Origin of the sequence: Microbacterium wangchenii (assembly GCF_004564355.1) — a bacterium.
Classification (GTDB): Bacteria; Actinomycetota; Actinomycetes; order Actinomycetales; family Microbacteriaceae; genus Microbacterium; species Microbacterium wangchenii.
On the sequence record NZ_CP038266.1, the window covers coordinates 3,695,573 to 3,718,080 of the forward strand.

General features: G+C 69.1%; 22 protein-coding genes. 7 read left to right on the top strand and 15 right to left on the bottom strand.

Going from position 1 to position 22,508, the window contains the following annotated elements:
* Nucleotides 1–25: 25 nt before the first annotated feature.
* The gene (locus tag E4K62_RS17905; protein ID WP_135070277.1) at nt 26–1,561 is read left to right on the top strand and encodes a DUF4185 domain-containing protein; all 1,536 of its coding nucleotides are present in this window, start codon (nt 26–28) and stop codon (nt 1,559–1,561) included.
* A 61-nt stretch (nt 1,562–1,622) separates the two neighbouring features.
* Here E4K62_RS17905 and E4K62_RS17910 read toward each other — a convergent pair whose 3' ends face one another.
* The 6 genes from E4K62_RS17910 to E4K62_RS17935 all read right to left on the bottom strand — a co-directional run bounded on the left by E4K62_RS17910 (nt 1,623) and on the right by E4K62_RS17935 (nt 7,966).
* Nucleotides 1,623–2,228 carry a hypothetical protein gene (locus E4K62_RS17910; protein ID WP_135070280.1) on the bottom strand — a complete coding sequence of 202 codons (606 nt, stop codon included), beginning with the start codon at nt 2,226–2,228 and terminating at the stop codon, nt 1,623–1,625.
* Nucleotides 2,229–2,273: 45 nt separating this feature from the next.
* The gene (locus E4K62_RS17915) at nt 2,274–3,143 is read right to left on the bottom strand and encodes a carbohydrate ABC transporter permease (protein WP_135070285.1); all 870 of its coding nucleotides are present in this window, start codon (nt 3,141–3,143) and stop codon (nt 2,274–2,276) included.
* The gene (locus E4K62_RS17920; RefSeq protein WP_240742752.1) at nt 3,143–4,096 is read right to left on the bottom strand and encodes a carbohydrate ABC transporter permease; all 954 of its coding nucleotides are present in this window, start codon (nt 4,094–4,096) and stop codon (nt 3,143–3,145) included. The genes E4K62_RS17915 and E4K62_RS17920 overlap by 1 nt, the downstream gene beginning before the upstream one ends.
* Before the next feature lie 68 nt (nt 4,097–4,164).
* A complete protein-coding gene (locus E4K62_RS17925) occupies nt 4,165–5,517 on the bottom strand; it encodes an ABC transporter substrate-binding protein (protein ID WP_135070288.1) in 1,353 nt (450 codons plus the stop codon).
* A gap of 443 nt (nt 5,518–5,960) precedes the next feature.
* Nucleotides 5,961–6,983 (bottom strand): ADP-ribosylglycohydrolase family protein, encoded by a 1,023-nt coding sequence (locus E4K62_RS17930; protein WP_135070291.1) that lies wholly within the window; start codon nt 6,981–6,983, stop codon nt 5,961–5,963.
* Nucleotides 6,980–7,966, bottom strand: a complete 987-nt coding sequence (locus E4K62_RS17935; protein ID WP_135070293.1) for an ADP-ribosylglycohydrolase family protein — start codon at nt 7,964–7,966, stop codon at nt 6,980–6,982. The genes E4K62_RS17930 and E4K62_RS17935 overlap by 4 nt, the downstream gene beginning before the upstream one ends.
* 140 nt (nt 7,967–8,106) lie before the next feature.
* On the opposite strand from E4K62_RS17935, the gene E4K62_RS17940 reads away from it, so the two are divergent.
* The 4 genes from E4K62_RS17940 (at nt 8,107) to E4K62_RS17955 (ending at nt 12,274) form a co-directional block, all read left to right on the top strand.
* On the top strand, nt 8,107–9,093 hold the full coding sequence (locus E4K62_RS17940; protein WP_167747842.1) for a LacI family DNA-binding transcriptional regulator: 987 nt from the start codon (nt 8,107–8,109) through the stop codon (nt 9,091–9,093).
* A 41-nt stretch (nt 9,094–9,134) separates the two neighbouring features.
* Nucleotides 9,135–10,472 carry an ABC transporter substrate-binding protein gene (locus tag E4K62_RS17945; protein WP_135070299.1) on the top strand — a complete coding sequence of 446 codons (1,338 nt, stop codon included), beginning with the start codon at nt 9,135–9,137 and terminating at the stop codon, nt 10,470–10,472.
* A gap of 102 nt (nt 10,473–10,574) precedes the next feature.
* Complete coding sequence (locus E4K62_RS17950; protein WP_135070302.1) at nt 10,575–11,420, top strand: carbohydrate ABC transporter permease; 846 nt, start codon at nt 10,575–10,577, stop codon at nt 11,418–11,420.
* Nucleotides 11,420–12,274, top strand: coding sequence for a carbohydrate ABC transporter permease (locus E4K62_RS17955; RefSeq protein WP_167747843.1), 855 nt, complete (start codon nt 11,420–11,422; stop codon nt 12,272–12,274). The genes E4K62_RS17950 and E4K62_RS17955 overlap by 1 nt, the downstream gene beginning before the upstream one ends.
* 43 nt (nt 12,275–12,317) lie before the next feature.
* On the opposite strand, the gene E4K62_RS17960 is transcribed toward E4K62_RS17955, so the two are convergent.
* From E4K62_RS17960 to dnaK, 4 genes are all read right to left on the bottom strand, one after another.
* Nucleotides 12,318–12,776: a heat shock protein transcriptional repressor HspR gene (locus tag E4K62_RS17960; RefSeq protein ID WP_135070308.1), complete on the bottom strand. Its 459-nt coding sequence runs from the start codon at nt 12,774–12,776 to the stop codon at nt 12,318–12,320.
* Nucleotides 12,777–12,874: 98 nt separating this feature from the next.
* The gene (locus E4K62_RS17965; protein WP_135070311.1) at nt 12,875–13,867 is read right to left on the bottom strand and encodes a DnaJ C-terminal domain-containing protein; all 993 of its coding nucleotides are present in this window, start codon (nt 13,865–13,867) and stop codon (nt 12,875–12,877) included.
* Nucleotides 13,868–13,872: 5 nt separating this feature from the next.
* Nucleotides 13,873–14,535, bottom strand: coding sequence for a nucleotide exchange factor GrpE (locus E4K62_RS17970; protein WP_135070314.1), 663 nt, complete (start codon nt 14,533–14,535; stop codon nt 13,873–13,875).
* A gap of 9 nt (nt 14,536–14,544) precedes the next feature.
* Nucleotides 14,545–16,410 carry a molecular chaperone DnaK gene (gene dnaK / locus E4K62_RS17975; RefSeq protein ID WP_135070317.1) on the bottom strand — a complete coding sequence of 622 codons (1,866 nt, stop codon included), beginning with the start codon at nt 16,408–16,410 and terminating at the stop codon, nt 14,545–14,547.
* Nucleotides 16,411–16,677: 267 nt separating this feature from the next.
* Between dnaK and E4K62_RS17980 the strand changes: the two genes are divergently transcribed.
* Nucleotides 16,678–17,994: an MFS transporter gene (locus E4K62_RS17980; RefSeq protein WP_135070320.1), complete on the top strand. Its 1,317-nt coding sequence runs from the start codon at nt 16,678–16,680 to the stop codon at nt 17,992–17,994.
* Nucleotides 17,995–18,098: 104 nt separating this feature from the next.
* Here E4K62_RS17980 and E4K62_RS18925 read toward each other — a convergent pair whose 3' ends face one another.
* The gene (locus tag E4K62_RS18925; RefSeq protein WP_240742753.1) at nt 18,099–18,638 is read right to left on the bottom strand and encodes a MarR family winged helix-turn-helix transcriptional regulator; all 540 of its coding nucleotides are present in this window, start codon (nt 18,636–18,638) and stop codon (nt 18,099–18,101) included.
* A 115-nt stretch (nt 18,639–18,753) separates the two neighbouring features.
* On the opposite strand from E4K62_RS18925, the gene E4K62_RS17990 reads away from it, so the two are divergent.
* Nucleotides 18,754–19,506: a MarR family winged helix-turn-helix transcriptional regulator gene (locus tag E4K62_RS17990; RefSeq protein WP_135070323.1), complete on the top strand. Its 753-nt coding sequence runs from the start codon at nt 18,754–18,756 to the stop codon at nt 19,504–19,506.
* 68 nt (nt 19,507–19,574) lie between these two features.
* Here the strand turns inward: E4K62_RS17990 and E4K62_RS17995 are convergent, their stop codons facing one another.
* The 4 genes from E4K62_RS17995 to E4K62_RS18010 all read right to left on the bottom strand — a co-directional run bounded on the left by E4K62_RS17995 (nt 19,575) and on the right by E4K62_RS18010 (nt 22,500).
* Nucleotides 19,575–20,597, bottom strand: a complete 1,023-nt coding sequence (locus E4K62_RS17995; protein ID WP_135070326.1) for a zinc-dependent alcohol dehydrogenase — start codon at nt 20,595–20,597, stop codon at nt 19,575–19,577.
* Nucleotides 20,598–20,703: 106 nt separating this feature from the next.
* Nucleotides 20,704–21,309, bottom strand: a complete 606-nt coding sequence (gene dcd, locus E4K62_RS18000; RefSeq protein WP_135070329.1) for a dCTP deaminase — start codon at nt 21,307–21,309, stop codon at nt 20,704–20,706.
* Nucleotides 21,310–21,545: 236 nt separating this feature from the next.
* Nucleotides 21,546–21,989: an Rrf2 family transcriptional regulator gene (locus E4K62_RS18005; protein ID WP_135070332.1), complete on the bottom strand. Its 444-nt coding sequence runs from the start codon at nt 21,987–21,989 to the stop codon at nt 21,546–21,548.
* 16 nt (nt 21,990–22,005) lie between these two features.
* Nucleotides 22,006–22,500, bottom strand: coding sequence for a hypothetical protein (locus E4K62_RS18010; RefSeq protein ID WP_135070335.1), 495 nt, complete (start codon nt 22,498–22,500; stop codon nt 22,006–22,008).
* Nucleotides 22,501–22,508 lie beyond the last annotated feature (8 nt).

Here is a 22,508-nt window from a genome sequence, read left to right on the forward strand (position 1 = left end):
CAGGCGAGGAGAGAAGGAGAGTGCGATGAGGCCTCGAAGAACAGCGGTGGCAGGAACGGCCATCGCGGGCCTGGCCATGGCGGGGGTGCTCGCCGTCGGCGGCATCAGTCCGGCGCTGGCCACGGATGCGAAGACCCCGGTGACGGTGGTGGAGAAGCTGACCGGCCCCGACGCCCCGAACAACACGTGGGGGCGGTGGGACATCAAGGCGACCGACCTGGGCGTGATGTGGGACGACGGTGACGGACGCATCCTCACGGCGTTCGGCGACACCTTCGGCAACGGCTGGGTGGGGCCGGGCGGAGGGTCGGGACCCAACGGCAACTGGCGCAGCAACGTGCTGGTGCGCTCCAGTGACCGCGACCTCTCCGACGGCATGCTCTTCGAGAGCGCCCCGCAGTCGCCCCAGGGCATCGCCAAGGAGCTGATCCCGTCCAAGAAGGTCAGCGGCGACGAGATGACCACGATTCCCACGGCGGGGATCTCGGTGGGCGATCGTCAGTACATGGGGTTCATGTCGGTGCGCCAGTGGGGCGAGCCGGGCTACTGGGACACCAACTACGCCGGGATCGCCTATTCCGACGACGACGGGGAGAACTGGACGGTCTCATCCACGAAGTGGGAGAACGACGCCGACGGGACGAATCCGTTCCAGATGCAGGCTTACGTCAAGAAGGGCGGCGACGTCTACGTCTTCGGCACCCCCAACGGACGCCAGGGCGCCGTGCACGTGGCCAAGGTCTCGCCCCGGAAGATGCTCGACAAGGGCTCCTACCGCTACTGGGACGGCCGGCGCTGGTCGAAGTCGGAGGCGGATGCGGCGCCCGTGGTCCCCGCACCGGCCAGCGAGCTCTCCGTGCACTACGACAGCTTCAGCAAGCGGTTCCTGCTGATGACCCTGTCGGGCGAGGACATCGTCCTGCGCACGGCGAAGAACCCGGAGGGCCCGTGGACCGACCCGCAGGTCGTCGCCAGTTCGTCGGACTACCCGGGCCTGTACGGCGGGTACTTCCATCCGTGGAGCGCCGACGGCGTCATGTATTTCGCGATGTCGCAGTGGAGTCCGTACAACACCTACCTCATGCGCATGCAGATCGACCGCGACGGCGTCATCGTCAATCCCAACCTCGTGGCCGACCCGAGCTTCGAGCGCGGCACGACGATGGGCGACGGCACGAACGGCACGTGGGGGTGCACCCCGAACTGCGGGATCGACACGGCTCCTCCGGAGTCGTTCTCCGGTGATCGCAACGCGTTCGTGCGCTTCGACTCCGGTTGGCGGAACATCTGGCAGAACGTCGACGTGCAACCGGGAACCGACTACCGGCTCAGTGGGTTCGTGCGCACCTCGATCAACAGCGATGCCGGGTTTTTCGGCGCACGCTCGCTGGACGGCCAGGTGATCGGCGAGGCCCACTTCATTTCGGTCGGTCCCTGGACGAAGTTCACCGTGGACTTCAACAGCGGCGCCCATGAGGACGTGCAGGTCTTCGCCGGGGTCTGGACGAACAGCGGGGACATCTGGCTGCAGGCCGACGACATCGCCCTGATCCGGCGGTGATGCGGGCGGCCGGTCCGCGGGCGCGCTGCCCCGGGCCGGCCGCCCCGGCCTCATCACGAACTCATCGAAGCGGCGACGGGCGCGCACGGGTGACCGCCTCGCGCACCCAGGCCTCCACCCGGGTGGCGACCTCCCGCGGCTGCAGGGCATCGGTGCCGATGACCTCGGCCGCCCAGCGAGGATCGCCCTTCGACCAGTCCGCCCACCGGCCCCACCGCATCCCGGTGGCGTTGTCGAGGCGGATCACCTCGGCGCCGTCAGCGGGATCGAGGGTGTGCCGCAGGAACCACTCGCCGAACCGGATGTGGTGCACGATGTCCGCTTCCGCATATCCGCGCCGTCGAAGGCGCTCGGCGCGAACGGCCGCCGAGCAGTGCAGCAGACACACCTCGATCGCGTCGAGACGATCCGCCGAGGGTGCGGCCAAGAGCTCTCCCATCGGCACCTGACCGAACAGCACGAGGTGCACGCCGCTCGTCTGAAGCGATACCGCCCTCTGCACCCACTGCTCGACTGCGGCGTGCCGCCACGCGGTGTCGGCGTCGGGCGGCACCCCCACGCTGTCGAACTCCGCGCACTCCAGCGGCAGGCCCCGGGCCGCATCGGCCAGTGCAGCAAGCGTGGTGGACTTCCCGGCCGCGCTGGCGCCGGTGACGAGGAGCAGCACGGTCCTCCTCGGGTCGTCTCGCCTGCGTCGCTTTCGGCGTCGCGGCTATTTGAGGCCGGCCATCTTGATGTTGCCGATGATCTGGCGCTGGAAGATCAGGAAGATGATGATGACCGGTGCCGCCGCGAGGGTGGACCCGGCCATGAGCAGCCCCAGCTCGGTCGCCCGCTCCGAGCGGAACGTGGCGAGGTACTGCTGCACGACGAACTGGTCGGGCGAGGTGATCGTGAGGATCGGCCACACGTAGGAGTTCCAGTAGGCGAGGAACGCCGTGATCCCCATCACCACGAACGGCGGCTTCGACAGGGGCAGGAAGACGTTGACGAAGATGCGGAAGCGTCCGCAGCCATCGAGCATCGCCGCCTCCTCGAGGCTCGAGGGGATGCTGAGGTAGAACTGCCGGATGAAGAAGATGGTCCCCGCGCTGGCCGCGCCCGGGATGACCAGGACGGCGAGCGTGTCGAGCATCTGCAGGTTCGTCACGACGATGAAGCTCGTCAGCAGGATGGTCATGCCGGGGATGAACATCGTCGTGATGACGATGACCCACAGCGTGCGCTTGAAACGGAAATCCAGGCGCGCGAAGGCGTACGCCGCGAGCGAATTGACCGACAGGGCGAGCACGGTGAACAGCACCGCTCCCAGGAAGGTCCACAGCATCGTCCGGGTGAAGGTCGGATCGGCCAGGATCTGCGCGTAGTTCTCCCACAGCCACACCTCGGGGAAGAACTGGAACGGCGTCTGCACGACCTCGGTGCGCGACTTGAAGCCGGCGATCACCATCCACGCGAGCGGGAACAGCGCGGCCAGGACGAAGACCACTCCGATGATCGCCTTGCCGACCGCGAACAGCCACCACCGCGCGTCGCGCGTGACGCGACGCGTCGGGAGGACGGCGGGGGATGCGACGGCCATCAGTCGACCAGCCTCTCGGAGTTGACGAATCGGAAGACCAGCGCCGAGACCGACCCCAGCACCACGAACAGCAGTAGCGCCGCCGCGATGGAGTAGCCGACGTTGATGTCGTTGCGGAAGTGGTTGAAGATGAACAGGTTCGGCAGCGTGGTGGAGTCCAACGGCCCGCCGCCGGTCATCACGAGGGGCAGTTCGAACTGCTGGATGGCCGCGACGAATCCGGTGATGAGGAGATACAGCAGCACGTTCTTCATCTGGGGGATCGTGATGTACCGCGTCTTCTGCCACCAGTCGGCGCCCTCCATCGCCGCCGCCTCGTAGTACTCCGTCGGCACGTCCACCATCGCCGCGACCATGATGAGCGAGGTCAGGCCCATCCCCAGCCAGATCGCCGGGATCGCGATGGCCAGCAGCGCCCACGCCGGGTCGCCGATCCACGCGATCGGGTCGATGCCGAACAGCGACAGCGTGGCGTTGAGCAAGCCCCCGGAGTAGTTGTAGATCAGCGCGAAGATGATCGAGGTGATGACGGCCGAGATGATCGTCGGGATGTAGATGCTCACCTTGAGCAGTCCGGCGAAGCGGCGCGAGACGCTCACGACGAGGCTGGCGAAGAAGAATGCCAGGATGAGCATCGGCGGCACGGTCATGGCCACGAACGCGAACCCGCGGCCGATCGCGGCCCAGAACAGCGGGTCGCTCAGCACGTTGGTGAAGTTCCGCCAGCCGACGAACTCCGGGTCTTTGTAGAAGCTCCAGTCCTGGAACGACAGGAAGGTCGCATAGACCGCCGGCCACGCGACGAAGATGCCCAGCAGCACCACCGCCGGCAGGATGAACAGGTAGGCGCTCCGGCCGTCGCGGAACCTCGTGCGGCTGACGCCGCCGCGGGGTCGGCGACCGGGCAGGATCATCGGCTCGGTCTCGGTCATCATCGTCTGCGTCGCGGTCACGTCGCACCTCCTCGTGCTCACACCGGCGACCCGGGGGCCGAAGCGATCGGCCCCCGGGTCGGGTGAGGTCAGTCCTTCGGCGCCTTGCTGGGCAGGTCGTCGCGCTGGATCACCGTAGTGATCGCGTCGCTCGCGGTCTTGATCGCGTCATCCACCGAGGCAGCGCCCTTCATGGCCGACTCCATCGCGGTGCCGACGGCCAGCGAGACATCCCACGGGTAGGTGGGCTCGGGGATGGCCGTGGGTGCGATGTCGTTCACGATGATGCCCGACCAGGGTGCATCCGCCGCCGCCGGGTCGGCGGCCACAGCCTCCTGCACGGCGTCGCGCACGGGCACCTTCGTGAACTGCGTGTTGACGAAGAACGGGACGAGGTTCTCGGCGTCGCCACCGATGGCCCACTCGAGGAAGGCGCCGGCGGCTTCGGCGTTCTTCGTCTTGGCGTCGACCACCCACTTGAAGTTGCCGAGCGTCGTGGCGGTGTCGCCGGCTGCGGAGTCGGCGTTCGGGAACGCGCCGATGCCGGTCGCACCGAGCAGGTCGGGGAAGTCCGAGCCGATCTCCGACATCATCCACGAGCCGGAGACCTTGAAGGCCACCTTCTCCTCGCCGAAGTCCTGGCCTTCGACGTAGGCGGCCAGCGCCTGCTTGGGCATGTAGCCCTCGTCCCACAACGACTTGTAGCTGTTCATCAGCTCGCGGTATCCGTCATCGTCGATGTCAGGCTCGCTCCAGTCCGATGACAGCGCGGTGTGACCGGCGAAGTTGTACTGCTGGCCGACGGTCGACCACGCGAAGGTCGGCGCATCGCTGGCCGGGGAGATGCAGTACTGACCCTCGCCCAGAGTGGGCTGGATGGCCGCGCACATGTCGAGCAGCTCGCTCCAGGTGGCCGGTCCCGTCTCGGGGTCGAGGCCCGCGGCGGAGAGCATGTCCTTGTTCCAGAAGAGCACGGTCTGCGGCTCGAGCAGGAGCGGGTAGGCGTAGAAGGTGTCTCCGACGGCGGACACCGGCTTCGCGGCGTCGATGATCTCCCCGAGCGCCTCGTCGGAGACGATCCCGTTGAGCTCGTGGAGCTGCCCGGCGTTGACGGCGTCCTGGATCGCACCCGGGTGGGTGTAGACGTCGGGCGCCTTGCCTGCGGCCTGAGCCGACTTCATCTTCTGGTCCCACGCGTCGGCCGGCACCTCCGTGGCGACGACCTTGACCTCGTCCTGGGACTCGTTGAACTGCTTGACGATGTCGGCGTACCACTCGTTCTCGGCAGGCGTGAACGTGCGGTGCCAGAACTGAACCGTAGCGACACCGTCCTCGCCGCTCCCGCCGCCGCTGGCTCCGCACCCCGCCAGCAGTGCGCCGATGCCGAGAGCACTGATCGCAATGACCGCGCCACGACGGCTGCGCGATGTCGTCCGCTTCATGACTTCCTCCTCAGGAGCCGACTCGTCGATGAGTCCTTCGCTGTATCCGACCTCCGTGGTCGGTCTTGGTGCCGAGCGGGCGGCGGCCCGGAGCCGACGTCATGAGCTCGTCGGGGCCACACTAGACGAAATCGATTTCATCTGCAACGGCGACGATCATCGTCACTTCTCGGGCCGCGTGGGTGTGCTTCCGGGAGCGGGGCGACCGCTGTCCTCGCGGCCCTCAGGCGAGATGTGCAAGCCCGCGCTAATCTCCAGACCTGAGTGCAATCGATTTCAGCACCGCGTCCGCCATCGAGTCGACGCCGCCGTACGCACCAGCCCGGGGCGGCGTCAAGCTCCCCGCGCGATGACGTGGCCGCGACGGCGTCCCGCGTGACGGCGCGCGCGGCGATCACCGGCAGTCCACCTCGCCCCCGCCCGCCGCCGGGCTGGGGTGGCGGTCACACGCCGCGCTCTGCGAGTGCAGAGAGGTCCGCGACTAGTTCCGACAAAGACCACCCGGCGGTCACCGGGTTCAACACCCCGGTCAGACGACTTAGGCCATGATCGGCGATCGGACTGCCGGCTGCGCCGCACAACGCACCGACGAGGGCAGGAAGGCTGTCCTGGTGACGCGTGATCGATAGCGCGAGGGGGAGCGCCCGCTCGTGATCACCGTCGGTGCCGCGCAGGATGGCCAGCGCCAGCGGCAGCGTCTCGGTGACAGTGCCGCCGTGGCTGTAGGTGCGCGGGGCGAACCGGGCCACGAGCGCCGGCACTGCAGCGAACGGCGAGGGCGCCGCATCCACAAGGGCGAACGCTTCGCGGATGCCGTCGACGAGCCAGTCGTCAGCGGCGGCGAGGTCGGTGGCGTCTTCGAGCGCCGTGGCGAGCGCCGTTTCCCCGAGGAGCGAGGAGACCAGCCGGGCGACGACGGCTGCCGCGTGCACGCCGACGTCGTCATGCGTCAGCGTGGCGAGATCGCGCGCGACCTCTGCCGCCACCCGAGGCTCAGCCACGGCGATACCGACCGCCAGGGATCCGGGCAGGGCGGTGTCGTCGTAGAACGCCGGGTTGTCCGCACCGGTCTGCGGCGGCCGGAGGCCAGCTGCCGCGTTCAGCAGCGCGGAGCGCTGCGCCGGTCCAGCCCAGGCGTCCTCCCCCGAGACGAGCCCGATCCAGGTCTCGAAGAGCGAATCGGCCGTCCACTCGTGCGTGTCCAGGAGCGTGCGCGCGGCGATGGCGAAGCCTTCGGCGTCGTCGGTGGCGACCAGCGGCGCTGCGCCGACCGCGGAGAGGACGAACGGAAGGACCGGACGGATGACGCGGCTGCTGTCCAATTGGGCCGCCCCCTCGCGGAGCATCCCCCGCACCCACGGGTCTCGTACCGTCCGGTGCTCGCTGGCCGGCGCCCCCAGCGCGTCACCCAGTGCGAGCCCGCGCACGAGAGCGGTCGCGCGGTGGCGGCGGTTCGAAGTCGTCATGCGCGTCGCTCCCGGTCGGCTTCGGCCCGGGCGACGAGTGCATCGGCGAGATCGATGAGATCGGTGCCGGCAGTCGCCTCGATGCAGCGGCCGGTGACCGCACGTACCCGTGCCACCCGATCCGGCGGAAGTGCCGCGGCACCGTGCAAGGCGCCTGCGACGGCTCCGCCCATGGCGGCGATCGTGTCGGAGTCGCGGCCGATGTTCACGCCCGACTCGATGACGTCCAGGCGGCCATCGACGGCGCGGAGCAGCCCCACGCACAGCGCGAGGGCCTCGGGAGCGACATCGGCCCACATGTAGTGGCGCAGCGGGATGGCCTCGAACAGCGTCTCCTCCGCTTCTGCCGGCGACGCGCAGCCCTCGACCAGGTCCAGCGCGCGGCGGACCAGACGCAGCGACCACGAGTCGGCAGGCAGGGCGGAGAGCATCGCATCCAGGACCGGCTCGAACGTCTCCGACACCATCGCGACGGCGACGCCGGCCGCCACAGCCTCGGCGCAGAAGACGCCGTCGCGCGAATGGCTCACCCGGGCATCGGCCACCGCCATACGACGGGCGAGGTTCACATCCCCGGCGGCGTAGACGCCGATCGGGGCGACGCGCATCGCGGCGCCGTCGCTCCACATCTCGGCGTTGCGACGACCGCTGGCCGGTGGCCGAAGGCCGGCCTGCAGATTCGCGATCGCGATCATCTCGCTGAACCCCGCTCCGTGGAACCCACCGCGCTGGCGCCGCAGCGCCTCCTGCCATGTCCGGGCGACGACGTCCGAGGTGAGGGCGTCGCCGGCAGCGAGCACCCCGCGAGCGCACAGCACCGCGTACTCGGTGTCGTCGGTGCCCGCGGCATCCTCCTCGACGAAGTCGGTCACCCGACCCCACCGCTCCCGGATCGCCGGCAGGGTCATCCCCTCGGTCGGGGCGCCCATGGCATCCCCGATGGCCAACCCCAGGAGGGCGCCCCGGGCGCGGTCCGTGTCCATGTGACTCACATTCTCAGAACGTTTTGCGTCTTATGTCGTCTTCTGCCTGCGACGTAACCAGGAATTTACACGGTCACGTTTGCGTCTGCGGTCCGATTCTCGCATGCTGGTGCAAAACCTTTTGCGATGTGAGGAGCACGATGGTCGGCATTCGCGACGTCGCCGAGGCCGCCGGGGTGAGCGCATCCACAGTGTCCCAGGTCGTCACAGGGAAGCGCCCCGTCGCCGCGACCACGCGCGCTCGCGTGGAGGATGCGATCGCCCGTCTCGACTACCGCCCGCACCCCGGCGCCGCGCAATTGCGCGGCGGACGCAGCGGCACCATCGCCCTGGTCGTCCCGACGCTGGAGAACCCGTTCTATCCCCTCGTCGCTGCCGGGATGCAGGACATCCTCGTGCCCCGCGACCTGCTTCTGACCATCACCGACTCCTCCGGACCCCGTCGTTCGGACAGCGCCATCCGCCGACTGGTCTCCAGGCGCGTGGACGGCATCGTGGCGGCACCCTTCGGTTTCTCCACCGAGACGCTGGCGGAGTTGCGCGACGCGGGAGTGCCGTTCGTCACGCTGGGCGCAGCGCCGGTTCCCGGGGGCGACCTCGTCCACACCGATGACGTCGAAGGCGCACGGGAGGTGACCGCCCATCTCCTGTCGCGCGGCTACCGCCGCATCGCGTTCCTCGGCGGCGACGAGAGCGCCACGCCCACCCGGCAGCGACTGGAGGGCGTGCGCAGCGCACTGGCGGCTGCGGGCGGCGATCCGGCTGCGGCCGCCGTCGCCTTCACCGACTTCACCCGCGAGGGCGGACGGCAGGGCACTCGCGAGCTGCTGGCCCGCGACCCCGCACCGGATGCGATCGTCGCGGCCAACGACCTGATGGCCATCGGCGCCATCGACGTGGCCCGGGAGCAGGGGTTGCGCGTGCCCGACGATCTGGCCGTCACGGGATACGACGACATCGAAGCCGCGTCGCTCATCACTCCGTCGCTGACGACCGTGGAGAACCCCGCGCGTGAAATCGGTCGCGCGTGCGCGCGCCTGCTGCTGGAGCGCCTGGACGGGGCAGTGGAGAACGTGACGCGAACCGTGGCCCTGTCACACCGGCTGATCATCCGCGAATCCAGCTGAGTTCCCCAGCATCCCCTTCAACCACCATCAGAAAGAGCAACATGAGCACAATCAAGCGCGGGCTCGCGGCGACCGGTCTCATCGCCGCCGCCGCGGTAGCCCTGGCCGGCTGCACCGGCAGCAGCACGTCCGAGGGCGTCAGCTATTGGGGTGCGTTCTACGCGCCCACCACCGAAGAGGCCTTCCAGGAGATCTTCGTGGACGGCTTCAACGAGGACAGCGATGTCGCCGTCTCGATGGAGGTCAAGGAGCTGACCACGATCGGTCAGCTCACCGATACCGCCGTCTCCGCCGGCCAGGCCCCTGACGTGATCTACACCGACGGCCCGTCGTCAGCATCCGACTTCGCCCGCGCCGACCGCACCCTGCCGTTGGACGAGTACGCGGCCGAGTTCGGCTGGGAGGACAAGCTCCTGCCGTGGGCGTACGAACTGAGCAAGGTCGACGGGAAGATCTCCTCCGTGCCCACCGGCTACGGCTCGATGGTCCTCTACTACAACGCCGAGGTCTTCGCCGAGAACGGGTGGACAGCGCCCACGACGCTCGCCGAGTTCGAGACGGTCGCTCAGGAGGCCGCGGACGCCGGACTCCTGCCACTGGGCGGCGGCAACGCGGGATACCAGGGCATGAGCGAGTGGCTCCTCACGGCCGTGCTCAACGCCGCGGTGGGTCCGGACAAGCTCTACGACGTGCTCACCGGCGAAGCATCCTTCACCGACGCCGAGTTCGTGGCCGCGATCGACCTCATCCAGTCGTGGCTGGACGCCGGTTGGCTCGCCGGCGGACGGGAGTCCTACTTCACCACCGATGACACGGCCAACGTCACCGGGCTCGCCAACGGCACGACCGCGATGTACCTCAGCGGCACGTGGTCGTTCAACTCCATGTCGCAGGTGTTCGAGGATCCGGACGCGTGGGAGTGGGCCCCGCTTCCCTCGCTCAGCGACGCCGTCGAGCCCGGCGTCTTCCCGCTGGCCATCGGCACCGCGCTTTCGGTCAACGCCGACGCGGAAGACCCGGACGCGGCGGCCGCCTTCATCGACTACCTCATCGGCGACGTCGACCGGACCCTGTCGTACACCGCCCGGACGGGGGAGAACCCGCCGCCCCTGGCCATCGGGGCGGACCAGTTCCCGAGCGACGTGGACGAGCGCACCGTTCGCCTGTACAGCGCCATTCCGGAGACCCCGAACGTGGGATACGCCTCGTGGACCTTCTTCCCGCCGCAGACGAACACGTACCTCATCACCGAGTTCGACAAGGTCGTGACCGGCGACATGACCTCCGCCGAATACCTGGCGGGCCTGCAGGCACTGTTCGACGAGGAGTTCGCCGCCGGCGAGACGCTCGCACCGTTCACCCCCGCCAGCCGGGGCTGATCCTTGGCCTCTGTCACGAGCTCACCGCAGACGCGGCGGGGTGCGCGCGCACCCCGTCCGCGTCGGCGGCGACCGCTCTCGAGCACGCGCACCGTCGCCTGGGTGTTCGTCGCGCCGCTGCTGATCGTGAATCTCCTGGTCATCACCGGGCCAGGGGCCGCATCGATCGTCTTCTCCTTCACGGACTGGGACGGCCTGAGCACTCCGGCGTTCGTCGGCCTGGCCAATTACGCCGAGATGCTCTCGTCAGGAGCCGTCCTCAACGCGTTCGTCCACAACATCCTCTGGACGATCTTCTTCCTGATCGTGCCGATGGCGATGGGCCTGGTCGGGGCGTTCCTTCTGTCCCGCATCCGCCGCGGCCAGATCCTCTTCCGCGTCCTGTTCTTCATCCCCTACGTCCTGGCGACGGTCCTTTCCGCCGCGATCTGGCGCCAGATCCTCGACCCTGAGGCCGGCATCGGCGCCGCCTTGGCCGGCCTGGGCATCCCGTTCCTCGCCGATGTCAACTTCCTCGGCAACCCCTCCCTCGCGCTGGGCTCGGTTGCCTTCATCAACACGTGGCAGTGGTGGGGCTTCCTGCTTGTGATCTTCCTCGCCTCCATGCAGGCCGTGGACCCCGCGCTGTATGAGGCCGCTCGCCTGGACGGAGCCGGTCCGGCGCGGGAGTTCTGGAACATCACCCTCCCCTCCATCCGGCCGACGTTCGTCTTCCTCGGTCTCATGACGGTCGTGTGGTCGTTCCTTGTCTTCGACTACATCTACGTGCTCACCCAGGGCGGCCCCGCCGGCTCCACAGACGTCCTCAGCACCGTGATGTACCGGGAGGCGTTCCAGAACCAACGTCACGGTTACGCGTCTTCGATCGCGATGCTGCTCACCGCCATCAGCGCGGCCACGGTCCTCGGATACCTCCTGCTGCGCCGCAAACTGAAATGGGACGTGTGATGAGCACAGCCACTCCGCCCGTCGCCCGCCGTTCCCGGCGCCGCCCGCAGGTCATCACCTGGATCATCCTCGCGATCCTGACCGTGTATGCGCTCGCACCCCTGCTCGTCTTCGCGTTCAATTCGCTGAAGTCCGCGCGGGAGATCGGATCGAACCCGCTCGGGCTTCCGCAGGCCTGGAACTGGGACAACTTCGCGACCGCCTGGGAGCAGGCCCGGATGGGCGGAGCACTGCTCAACAGCGGCATGATCGCCATCGCGACCGGTGTCGGCGTGGCCATCATCGCGTCGATGGCGGCGTACGCGATGACGCGTCTGGACCTTCCCGGCAAGGGCGGCTGGATCGTCTGGCTCCTGGTGTCGTCATCGCTGCCGATCCAGCTGTTCCTCGTCCCCCTGGTCTCATGGTGGTCCCAGCTCCAGCTCTACAACGAGCGCATCGGTCTGGTCATCATCTACTGGGCGGTCTACAGCCCCTTCGCCACTCTCCTGATCAGATCGTTCCTGGTCGGCGTGCCCCGGGAGTTCGAGGAGGCCGCACGCTTGGACGGTGCCGGCGAGTTCCGCCTGTTCTTCCGGGTGGTGCTGCCGATGGTGTGGCCCGGCGTGCTCACCGCGGGTCTGGTCGCTGCCCTACAGGCGTACAACGAGTTCATGCTCGCGGTGACCTTCATCCAGGACCGCGCCTATCAGCCGGTTGCCCTCTCGCTGTATTCCTTCCAGCAGGGCTTCACGACCGACTGGTCACTGGTGAGTGCGGCCGGCATCATCATGGCGCTGCCGGTGGTCATCCTCTTCCTGCTCATGCAGCGGAAATTCATCGAGGGTTACGCGGCCGGCGGGCTGGCCAACTGACCGCCCGCCACATTGCTTCGCTTCCGCGCCGGGACGGGCCCGGTCAGTCCTCGTCGTCCTGCGGGGGTTGCGGGAGATGGTGCCGCGGGCGCCACAGCACGACATCGGTCGCGCGCCGCAGGCGTACGCCGTGACGCAGCGGCACGACGCTGCCCGTCGCACCGGCGGCGAACACGCGCGCGCCGGGGCGCGACTCGCGTTCGTTCATGAGCTGTCGTTCGAGCTCCGACACGCGCCGGGACAGGGAGTGCACCTGCCCCTCGAGCGCGAGGAGCCGCGCGATGGCCGGCAGGCTCATGCCCTCGCCGGACAGGCGCGCGACCTCGCGCAGCTGCTCGACGTGCCGGACGGAGTAGCGGCGCGAGCCGCCCTGCGTGCGGGCAGGGACGACCAGGCCGATGCGGTCGTACTGCCGGAGCGTCTGCGGGTGCATGTTGGACAGCTCGGCGGCCACGGCGATCGCGAAGATCGGCGCATCCTCGTCGATCTCGTGCTCAGCCATTGTGCTCACCCCCGTACGAAATCAGGAGAATCGCCGAATTCAGGACGCGCCATGCGGGATGCGTCCTGAATTCGGCGGATCTCCTGATCTCGGTCATGTCAGCTGCGCGCCTTCGACATGAGGTCGGCGCGCGGATTCTCTTTCGGTTCGAGCTCCGAGAACTTCTCCAGCGCCTCGCGGGCCGCGCCGTCCAGGTGCGAGGGCACGACGACCTGCACCTCGGCGAGGAGATCCCCCGTGCCCTTGGCCGTCTGCACCCCGCGGCCCTTCACGCGCAACACGCGTCCCGACGGCGTCCCGGGTGCCACTCGGAGCTTCACCGGGTCGCCACCCAGGGTGGGCACCTCGATGGTCGCCCCGAGGGCCGCCTCCGTGAAGGTCACCGGTACGGTCACCCGCAGGTTCAGGCCCTCTCTCGTGAAGACCGGATGCGGCCGCACCGACACCTGCACGACGATGTCGCCCGGCTCGCCGCCATCCGGAGACGGCCGGCCACGTCCGCGCAGGCGGATCTTCTGGCCGTCGGAGACCCCCGCGGGGATCTTCACCTTGAACGGCTTGCCGTCCTCGCCCTGGAGCGAGATCGTCTCGCCCTTGGTCGCGGTGACGAAGTCGATCGTCGTGCGGGCTGTGACGTCCGTGCCCCGCTGCGGACCTCCGAAGCCCCGGAAGCCCCCGCTCGGCTGGCCGAAGCGGCCGGAGCCGAAGCTCGCGCCGCCCTGATCGAACATCGTGAAGAAGTCGTCGAAGCCGGCGTCGGTGCCGCGGGAACGTCCCCCGCGGCCCTGTCCGAACATGCTGAAGACGTCTTCGAAGCCGCCGGCGTCCGAGCCGCCCGCCGTGAAGCGGGCGCCGGAGCCCATGGCGCGGATCTGGTCGTACTCCGCGCGCTGCTCGGGATCGCTCAGCACGGCGTACGCCTCGCTGACCTCCTTGAACATCGCCTCGGCCTTGGCGTCGCCGGGGTTGGAGTCGGGGTGGTACTTGCGGGCGAGCTTGCGGTAGGTCTTCTTGAGGTCGGCTTCGCTGACGTCCTTATCGACGCCGAGCACCTTGTAGAAGTCCTTGTCGAACCAGTCCTGACTGGCCATGCGGATTAGTCCCCTGAGCTGGTCGAAGGATCAGCCGCCACGGCGACGACGACCTTGGCCGGTCGAAGCTCCACCGAGCCCAGGCGATACCCGACCTCCACGACCTCGAGGATCGTGGGCTCGGTCGCGCCCGGAGTCGGCGCCTGGAAGATGGCCTCGTGCTGCTGCGGGTCGAACAGCTCGCCGGCCTTCCCATACGCCACCACGCCCAGGCGCTCCGCCACGGCGCGCACCTTGTCGCCGATCGCGGCGAACGGCGTCCCCGGCTGCAGGTCGCCGTGCTGTGCGGCACGGTCGAGGTCGTCCAGCACCGGCAGGAGGCCCTTGGCAGCCTCGCCCTGCGCGCGCTCGATCTCGCGTTCGCGCTGCTCCTCGGTGCGCCGCCGGTAGTTGGCGTACTCCGCCTGCAGGCGCTTGAGGTCGATCACGAGCGCCGACTCGTGCTCGTCGGCACGCTCCGAGGGGGAGCCCAGGTCTTCCGCAGCGGCATCGGCGGTCTGCTCGGTCCCCAGGATGTCGTCGATCGTGAGGTCGTCCTGCGCGCCCGCCTCGCCCGACGGCGCGGGGCCGGATGCATCGGCATCCGACCCCGTCGTCTCGTCAGGAGCGGCGCCCTGGCCCCGTGCGTCGTCCGGCTCGGGGAACGTTGCGTCGTCCTTGTTCGTCATGATCCCTGCTTACTTCTTGTCGTCCTCGTCATCGACCACTTCGGCGTCGATGACGTCCTCCTCCGGGTTGGGCACAGTGCCCGCCCCGGGCTCGTTGGCGGCCGGGTCGGGGTTGCCGCCCGCGGCCTGAGAGGACTGGTAGATGGCCTCGCCGATCTGGCTCTGGCTCTGGCTGAGCTTGTCGAACGCGGTCTTCACCGCGTCGTCGTCCTCGCCGGCGAGCGCAGACTTCAGCGCGTCGACGTCGCCCTGGACCGAGGTCTTGACCTCGGTGGGCAGCTTGTCGTCGTTGTCCTTGATGAGCTTCTCCACCGAGTACGCGAGGGTCTCCGCCTGGTTGCGGGTCTCGGCCGACTCGCGGCGCTTCTTGTCCTCGGCGGCGTGCTCCTCGGCCTCGCGCACCATCCGCTCGATGTCCTCCTTGGGCAGCGAAGAGCCGCCCGTGATGGTCATCGACTGCTCCTTGCCGGTGCCCTTGTCCTTCGCCGAGACGTGGACGATGCCGTTGGCGTCGATGTCGAAGGTGACCTCGACCTGCGGGATGCCGCGCGGAGCGGGCGCGATGCCGGTCAGCTCGAACGTGCCCAGCGGCTTGTTGTCGCGCGTGAACTCGCGCTCGCCCTGGAAGACCTGGATCGCCACCGACGGCTGGTTGTCGTCGGCCGTGGTGAAGGTCTCGCTGCGCTTGGTCGGGATGGCGGTGTTGCGCTCGATGAGCTTGGTCATGATGCCGCCCTTGGTCTCGATGCCGAGGCTCAGCGGGGTGACGTCGATGAGGAGGACGTCCTTGCGCTCGCCCTTCAGCACACCGGCCTGGAGGGCCGCGCCCACGGCGACGACCTCATCCGGGTTCACGCCCTTGTTGGCCTCCTTGCCGGCCTCGCGCTTGACGAGCTCGGCGACGGCGGGCATGCGGGTGGAGCCACCCACGAGCACGACGTGCGCGATGTCCGCGACCTTGACGCCGGCTTCGCGGATGACATCCTCGAACGGCTTCTTGGTGCGGTCCAGCAGGTCCTTCGTGAGGTCCTCGAACTTGGCGCGCGTGATGGTCTCGCTCAGCGACACCGGGCCCGAATCCGTCAGCGACAGGTACGGCAGGTTGACGCTGGTCGAGGTGGAGCTGGACAGCTCCTTCTTCGCCTGCTCGGCGGCCTCCTTGAGGCGCTGCAGCGCGATCTTGTCACCGGAGACGTCCACGCCCGTGGTGTCCTTGAACTGCTTGATGAGGTACTCGACGAGGCGCTGGTCCCAGTCGTCACCGCCGAGGCGGTTGTCACCGGCGGTGGAGCGCACCTGGATGGTGGAGAAGTCGTCGTCCTTGCCCACCTCGAGCAGGGAGACGTCGAACGTTCCGCCACCGAGGTCGAAGACGAGGATGAGCTCGTCCTCCTTGCCCTTGTCCAGTCCGTAGGCCAGGGCCGCGGCGGTGGGCTCGTTGATGATGCGGAGCACGTTCAGGCCCGCGATCTCGCCGGCCTCCTTGGTGGCCTGACGCTCGGCGTCGTTGAAGTACGCCGGGACGGTGATGACGGCGTCGGTGACGGCGTCACCGAGGTACTCCTCGGCATCCCGCTTGAGCTTCTGGAGGATGCGCGCGGAGATCTCCTGCGGCGTCCACTTCTTGCCGTCGACCTCGAAGGTCCAGGTCGTGCCCATGTGGCGCTTGACGCTGGAGACGGTGCGGTCGACGTTCGTGACGGCCTGGCGCTTGGCGGTCTCGCCGACCAGCACCTCGCCGTCCTTCGTGTAGGCCACGACGGACGGGGTCGTACGGAACCCTTCCGCGTTGGCGATGACCTTCGGCTCGCCGCCTTCGAGGACGCTCACGACCGAGTTGGTCGTACCGAGGTCGATTCCCACTGCACGGGGCATATTGGTCTCTCTCCTTCGTATGAGCCGCGTGGATGCGGCGGCTCGTGGTTGTCAGAAATCTGCGTGCGGCTGCACATTGAGCCGCGATGACTCAACGCTAACCCGGGGCGCCGCGACTGTCAAGTGAACTTGATATGTCCCGGCTCAAGTTTTCGTCGGCAGTGCGTCCTCCCGCCGACCCGTCGGACTACTAGCCTGGGGGTGCGGCACGGGAGCCGCGCGCCGCCCCCCGAGTCGGCAGCCGGATGTTCACCGAAGGGCACCACCGTGGCAGACACGTCCTCCTCTCCGGTCGCCGAATCAGCCGGGGCGGGCCCGCGCAGCACGCGCCGCGCCGTCGTGGCGTGGGGCCTGTGGGACTGGGGCTCGGCGGCGTTCAACGCCGTGGTGACGACCTTCGTGTTCACGGTGTACCTCACCGGGGAGAGCTTCGGCCCGTCGGGCCAGGTGGAGGCGCAGCTCGGGTGGGCGCTCGCGGCCGCGGGAGGCCTCGTGGCGGTCCTGGCTCCCGTCATGGGTCAGCGCTCGGACACCTCCGGGCGGCGCAAGCTGTGGCTGGCGGTGAACACGTATGCCGTCGTCGCGCTGACCGCCGCCATGGTCTTCGTCGCACCGGATCCGTCGTTCCTGTGGCTCGGGCTGCTGCTCGTCGCCGCCGGCAACGTCCTCTTCGAGTTCGCCGGCGTCAACTACAACGCGATGCTCTCCCAGGTGTCCACGCCCCGATCGATCGGCCGCGTCAGCGGCTTCGGATGGGGCATGGGCTACCTCGGCGGCATCGTGCTGCTGCTGATCGTGTACTTCGGCTTCATCCAGGGTCTGTTCGGCATCCCGGACGAGGACGGCTGGCCGGTGCGGCTGGCGATGCTCGTCTCGGCGGCATGGTTCGGGATCTTCGCGCTGCCGGTGCTGTTCGCCGTTCCGGAGTACCGCGGCCCGGGGGTCCGGCGCGAGAGGGTCGGATTCTTCGCGTCGTACGCGCGGCTCGGCCGCGACCTCGCGCGACTGTGGCGCGAGTCGCGCCACACGGTGTGGTTCCTCCTCGCGAGCGCCGTCTTCCGGGACGGGCTGGCCGGGGTGTTCACGTTCGGCGGCGTGCTCGCCGCATCCGTCTTCGGATTCTCCGCGGGCGAGGTGATCCTCTTCGCCATCGCCGCGAACGTCGTGGCCGGCATCTCCACGATCGCCGTGGGGGCGCTGGATGACCGCCTCGGCCCGAAGCCCGTCATCGTGACGGCCCTCATCGGTCTGCTCGTGTCGGGGATGCTGGTGTTCCTGCTGCACGACGGCGGGCAGATCGTGTTCTGGACGGCGGGCCTGGCCCTGTGCCTGTTCGTCGGACCGGCGCAGTCGGCCTCGCGCACGTTCCTCGCCCGCATCATCCCGCCCGGCCGGGAGGGGGAGGTCTTCGGGCTGTACGCGACGACCGGGCGGGCGGTGTCCTTCCTCGCGCCGACCCTGTTCGCGGTGTTCATCTCGATCTTCGGCGAGCCCTACTTCGGGATCCTCGGCATCATGGTCGTCCTGGCCGCGGGCCTCCTGCTCCTCCTGCCCGTGCGCGCCCGGCAGAACGTCCTGACCTGACCGCTGTCGGCGGGGCGGCCGCGACGCGAGAGTGCATCAGGTCGGCCAGAGTGCACCGCATTCCGTGCACTCTCGCCGGGGTGATGCACTCTCGGCGAGGGGGCTCAGCGGGCGGGCCAGGCGTCGGCGAGCTTGGCGAGCAGCCGCGCGAGCTCTGACCGCTCCTGCGGAGTGAACCCTTCCAGGGCGGCTCGGACGGCGTCGCGCTGCGATCCGCGCACGCTGCGGACGAGCGCCTCGCCCGCGTCCGTCAGCGCTACGCGTGCCCGGCGGGCGTCGGCGGGATCCGGCTCGCGGCGCGCGAGTCCGAGCTCGACGGCCTGCTGGATGAGCCGTGAGGCCCTGGGCTGATCGACGCCGATCGCCTCGGCCGCCTCACTGACGCTGAGGGGATGTGATGCGGCGGCCACGGCATCGAGCAGCCGCATGCGCGCCGGCGCGCCCATCCGCCCGTGGCCCCCGGCCCAGGGCGGGCCACCGGCCCACGGCGGACCGCCGCGTCCGCCCGCATGCTTCCCGCCCCGCGGGTCATGACGGGGATGCGGGCCAGGACGGCTCGGGTCGCCCGGAGTCCACGGCCCGCGTTCTGCCCGCAGACGCGCGAGGGCGGCGGCGATGTCGTGGGCGGGATCGGAGGTGGTCATCCTGCCAATTTACATGCCACTTGACATGGATTGGAATCGCATGTCAGAGTACATGCACTTGCTTGTCATATGACATGCGTTATGCGGCCGCACGGTCGCCATCGAAGGACACCCCATGGACACCCCTGACACCTCCCCCGACTCTCCCCCGGACCGCCCCCTCGGATTCTGGCTTCGCACGGTCGATTCCCTGCTCGACGACGCGTTCGCCGAGGTCCTGGCCGGCGACGACCTCTCCCGACGGGACTGGATGCTGCTGAACGCCGTGGACGGTCACCGCACCGCGCCGTGGCTCGCGCAGCGACTCGCGCGCCGCGGCGGGCGAGTGCGCCGGCTCGCCGAGCGCGGCTGGATCGAGGAGACCGCCGACGGCTGGGCGCTCACCGACGCAGGCCGGGATGCGCGCGAGCGGCTCGCCACCGCGGTCGGCGGCATCCGCGATCGCGTCGCCGGCGCCGTCGATCCCGAGGACTTCGCCTCGATGCTGACCTCGCTCGAGGCGATCGCCCGAGAGCTGGGATGGGACGAGACCCGGCCCGTCCCGGCCGCGAATCCGCGCCGATTCGGGCGTCGCGGCGGAGTCCGGCCCGACTTCGGCCCTGGCGAGCGGTCCGGTCGCGGCTTCGGCCCCGGCGAGCGGTTCGAGCGTGGCTTCGGCCCCGGCGAGCGGTTCGAGCGCGGCTTCGGCCCCGGCGCCCGGTCGGGCCGCGGGCACGGGTTCGAGCCTCATCGCCACGCCGGTCGGATGGAGCACCCCTGCGTCGACCACCGCTTCTGGACCGACCACGACGCCGACACCGCTTTCGAGCGGGGCTTCACGGCCGGTTTCACGCAGGGCCGCGCCGCAGCATCCCGCCCGGTCGCATGAGCGGCACCGCTGCCGCGCGCCCTCTTCGCAGTGCACGCGGCAGCGGGATCACCCGGGTGCGCCGACCGCTACGCGGAGTCGGTCAGATCGAACACGAGCCGCGCGGGAACCGAACCGCGCAGCACCTCCTCGATCGACTCCGCCGCATCCGCGAGGCGCCGCGTCTCGGCGATCACGCGCGTACGCCCCAGCGCGTGCAGTCGGAACACCTCGTTCAGGTCCTGCCGTGTTCCGACGATGGATCCGATGATCTGGATGCCCTTGAGCACCGTGTCGAAGACCGGCACCGTGAGCGTCGTGCCCTCGGGCAGCGACACGAGCACCATCCGGCCGCCGCGGTTGAGGCTGCGGAAGGACTGGTCGAACACCGACTGCGCGACGGCGAGGACGATCACGACGTCCGCTCCGCCGAGGGCCTGGATCGCCTCGGCCTGATCCTGCGTCGCGGCGTTGACCACGTGGTCGGCGCCGAGCTCCTTCGCCAGCTGCAGCTTCTCGTCGGACACGTCGACGGCGATGACCTCCGCCCCGACCAGCCGTGCGTACTGCACCGCGAGGTGCCCCAGTCCGCCGATGCCGACGATCGCGACGCGCTCGGAGGGGACGACGTGCGCATTCTTGATGGCCGCATACGTCGTCACTCCCGCACATGCCAGCGGCGCCGCATCCAGCGACGACACCTCGTCGGGAACCGGAACCGCGAAGCGGGCATCCGCCACCGCGTACTCGGCCCACCCGCCGTCGATGGAGTAGCCGGTGTTCTGCTGCGACTCGCACAGATTCTCCCGTCCGGTCTCGCAGTACCGGCATGACCCGCACGCACTGCCGAGCCACGCGAGAGCGACGCGCTGCCCGATCGGCGGCGAATCCACGCCGGGGCCGTGCTTCTCGACGCGACCGATCCCCTCGTGGCCGGGGGTGAAGGGCAGGCCGGGCTTGACCGGCCAGTCGCCGTGCGCCGCGTGGATGTCGGTGTGGCACAGCCCGCACGTCTCGATGTGGACGAGCACCTGCCCGGGGCCGGGTTCGGGGATGGGGATGTCCTCGACCGTGATGGGTGAAGTGAAGGATGAGACGACGGCGGCCTGCATGGCGGTTCTCCTGACATCATCGGCTGCGACCCGTTCGACAGCAGTGTCAGTGTGCGCCGCATCCCGTCAGCGGGCAGGAGTCTTTAGTCCCCTGCCCCCGCCGCGATCAGCGCCCGGGCGATCCGGCGTCGCTGACGCCGACGTCCGTGCGATGGAAGTTGAGGAACGACCGGGATGCCGTGGGCCCGCGCTGGCCCTGGTACCGGTTGCCGTACGTCCCCGAGCCGTAGGGGTTCTCGGCGGGAGAGGACAGCCGGAAGAAGCACAGCTGACCGATCTTCATGCCCGGCCACAGCTTGATCGGCAGCGTCGCGACGTTGGACAGCTCGAGCGTGACGTGGCCGGAGAACCCGGGATCGATGAACCCCGCGGTGGAGTGGGTGAGCAAGCCCAGGCGGCCGAGGGACGACTTCCCCTCCAGGCGCGCGGCGATGTCGTCCGGAAGCGTGATCTGCTCGTACGTCGATCCGAGTGCGAACTCCCCCGGGTGCAGGATGAACGGCTCGTCGGGGGCCACCTCGATGAGCCGCGTGAGCTCGGGCTGGTCTTCGGCCGGGTCGATGAAGGGGTACTTGTGGTTGTCGAAGAGGCGGAAGTAGCGGTCCAACCGCACGTCGACGCTCGACGGCTGCACCATGGTGCCGTCGGATGGGGCGAGTCCGATCCGTCCGGAGTCGAGTTCGCGGATGATGTCACGGTCGGAGAGCAGCACGCGCCCAGCCTAGAGCCGCCCGCCCTCCGGCGCGCGCCCGCGTCGCGCCGCTGCGGCCCGCGTCGCCCCGCGCCGTCCGCGTCGCCCCGCGCCGTCCGCGTCGCCCCGCGCCGTCCGCGTCGCCCCGCGCCGTCCGCGTCGCCCCGCGAGACTGCACGCCCCCGGCGAGAGCGCGACATTATGTCGCGCTCTCGCCGGTGGGGTGCAGTGTGGCGGTGGCAGGCATGACGGCGTGGTTACCCCGGCAGCGGATGATCGACGAGGATCGACTCGAGGATGCTGCTGACCGTTCGTCGACTCAGTTCTCGCTCGACCGCCTCTTCGACCTCCTCGTACACGGACCCGAGCACCGGGCGAATGCCGTAGCCCACTGGACAGGTCTGCTTCGGTTCGTGCGGATGCATGGCGAACAGCCGCTCAGACCCCAACGCTCGTCGGACGTCGGAGAGTCTTATCTGGTCGGTCGGTCTCGCGAGCGTCCATCCCGAGCCGGGGCCGCGGCCGCTCTCCACTATGCCGGCGTCCCTCAGCGGTGCAAGCAGCCGCCGCACCAGCACCGGGTTGCTCGCCAAGCTGTCGGCGATCCGCTCCGACGTCAGAGGGCGCTCGCCTCGCCGGGCAGCGAGCTCGATCCAGCACAGCGCGTGGACGGCGATCGTGAAATGACTGTTCGCTGCCATCAGCAGGTGCCGGTCCTCAACTGGTCCGCGTCCACGTCATCACCCAGTTCGTCTCCCACGTCAGCCCATCGTCGACGGAGAACGCCTGCTCCCAGGTCGCCGCCTGAGAAGAGATCGAGTGCCACGTGTATCTTGCGAGGATCCTCTTGTCTTCGAAGGTGTCCGGTCCGACGGCGGTGAACATGCCGTCCGAATCCCAGCCGCCTCGCACGGGAGCCTGAAGATGGCCGGTCTGACTGTTCACCCAGTAGATCGTCCAGTCGTCGGCGACGCGGTCATGTACGCGGATCGATGTACCGGCGAAACCGAGTTCCGGGTACCACATCTCGTCGATACTGATCGCACCATTGTGAAGCGTCGTGGAGCGGGCCGTGGCGGGGGTCTCGTACCAATCGCCGCCACCCGAGAGTGGCCGTCTGAGCCGCCGGTTGGCGACCGACCATTCCCCGATGAGGAAGTCGAACCCGGACGTGCGCTTCTCGAGCGCTTCGATATGTTGCGGGGAGAACATCTTGCTCC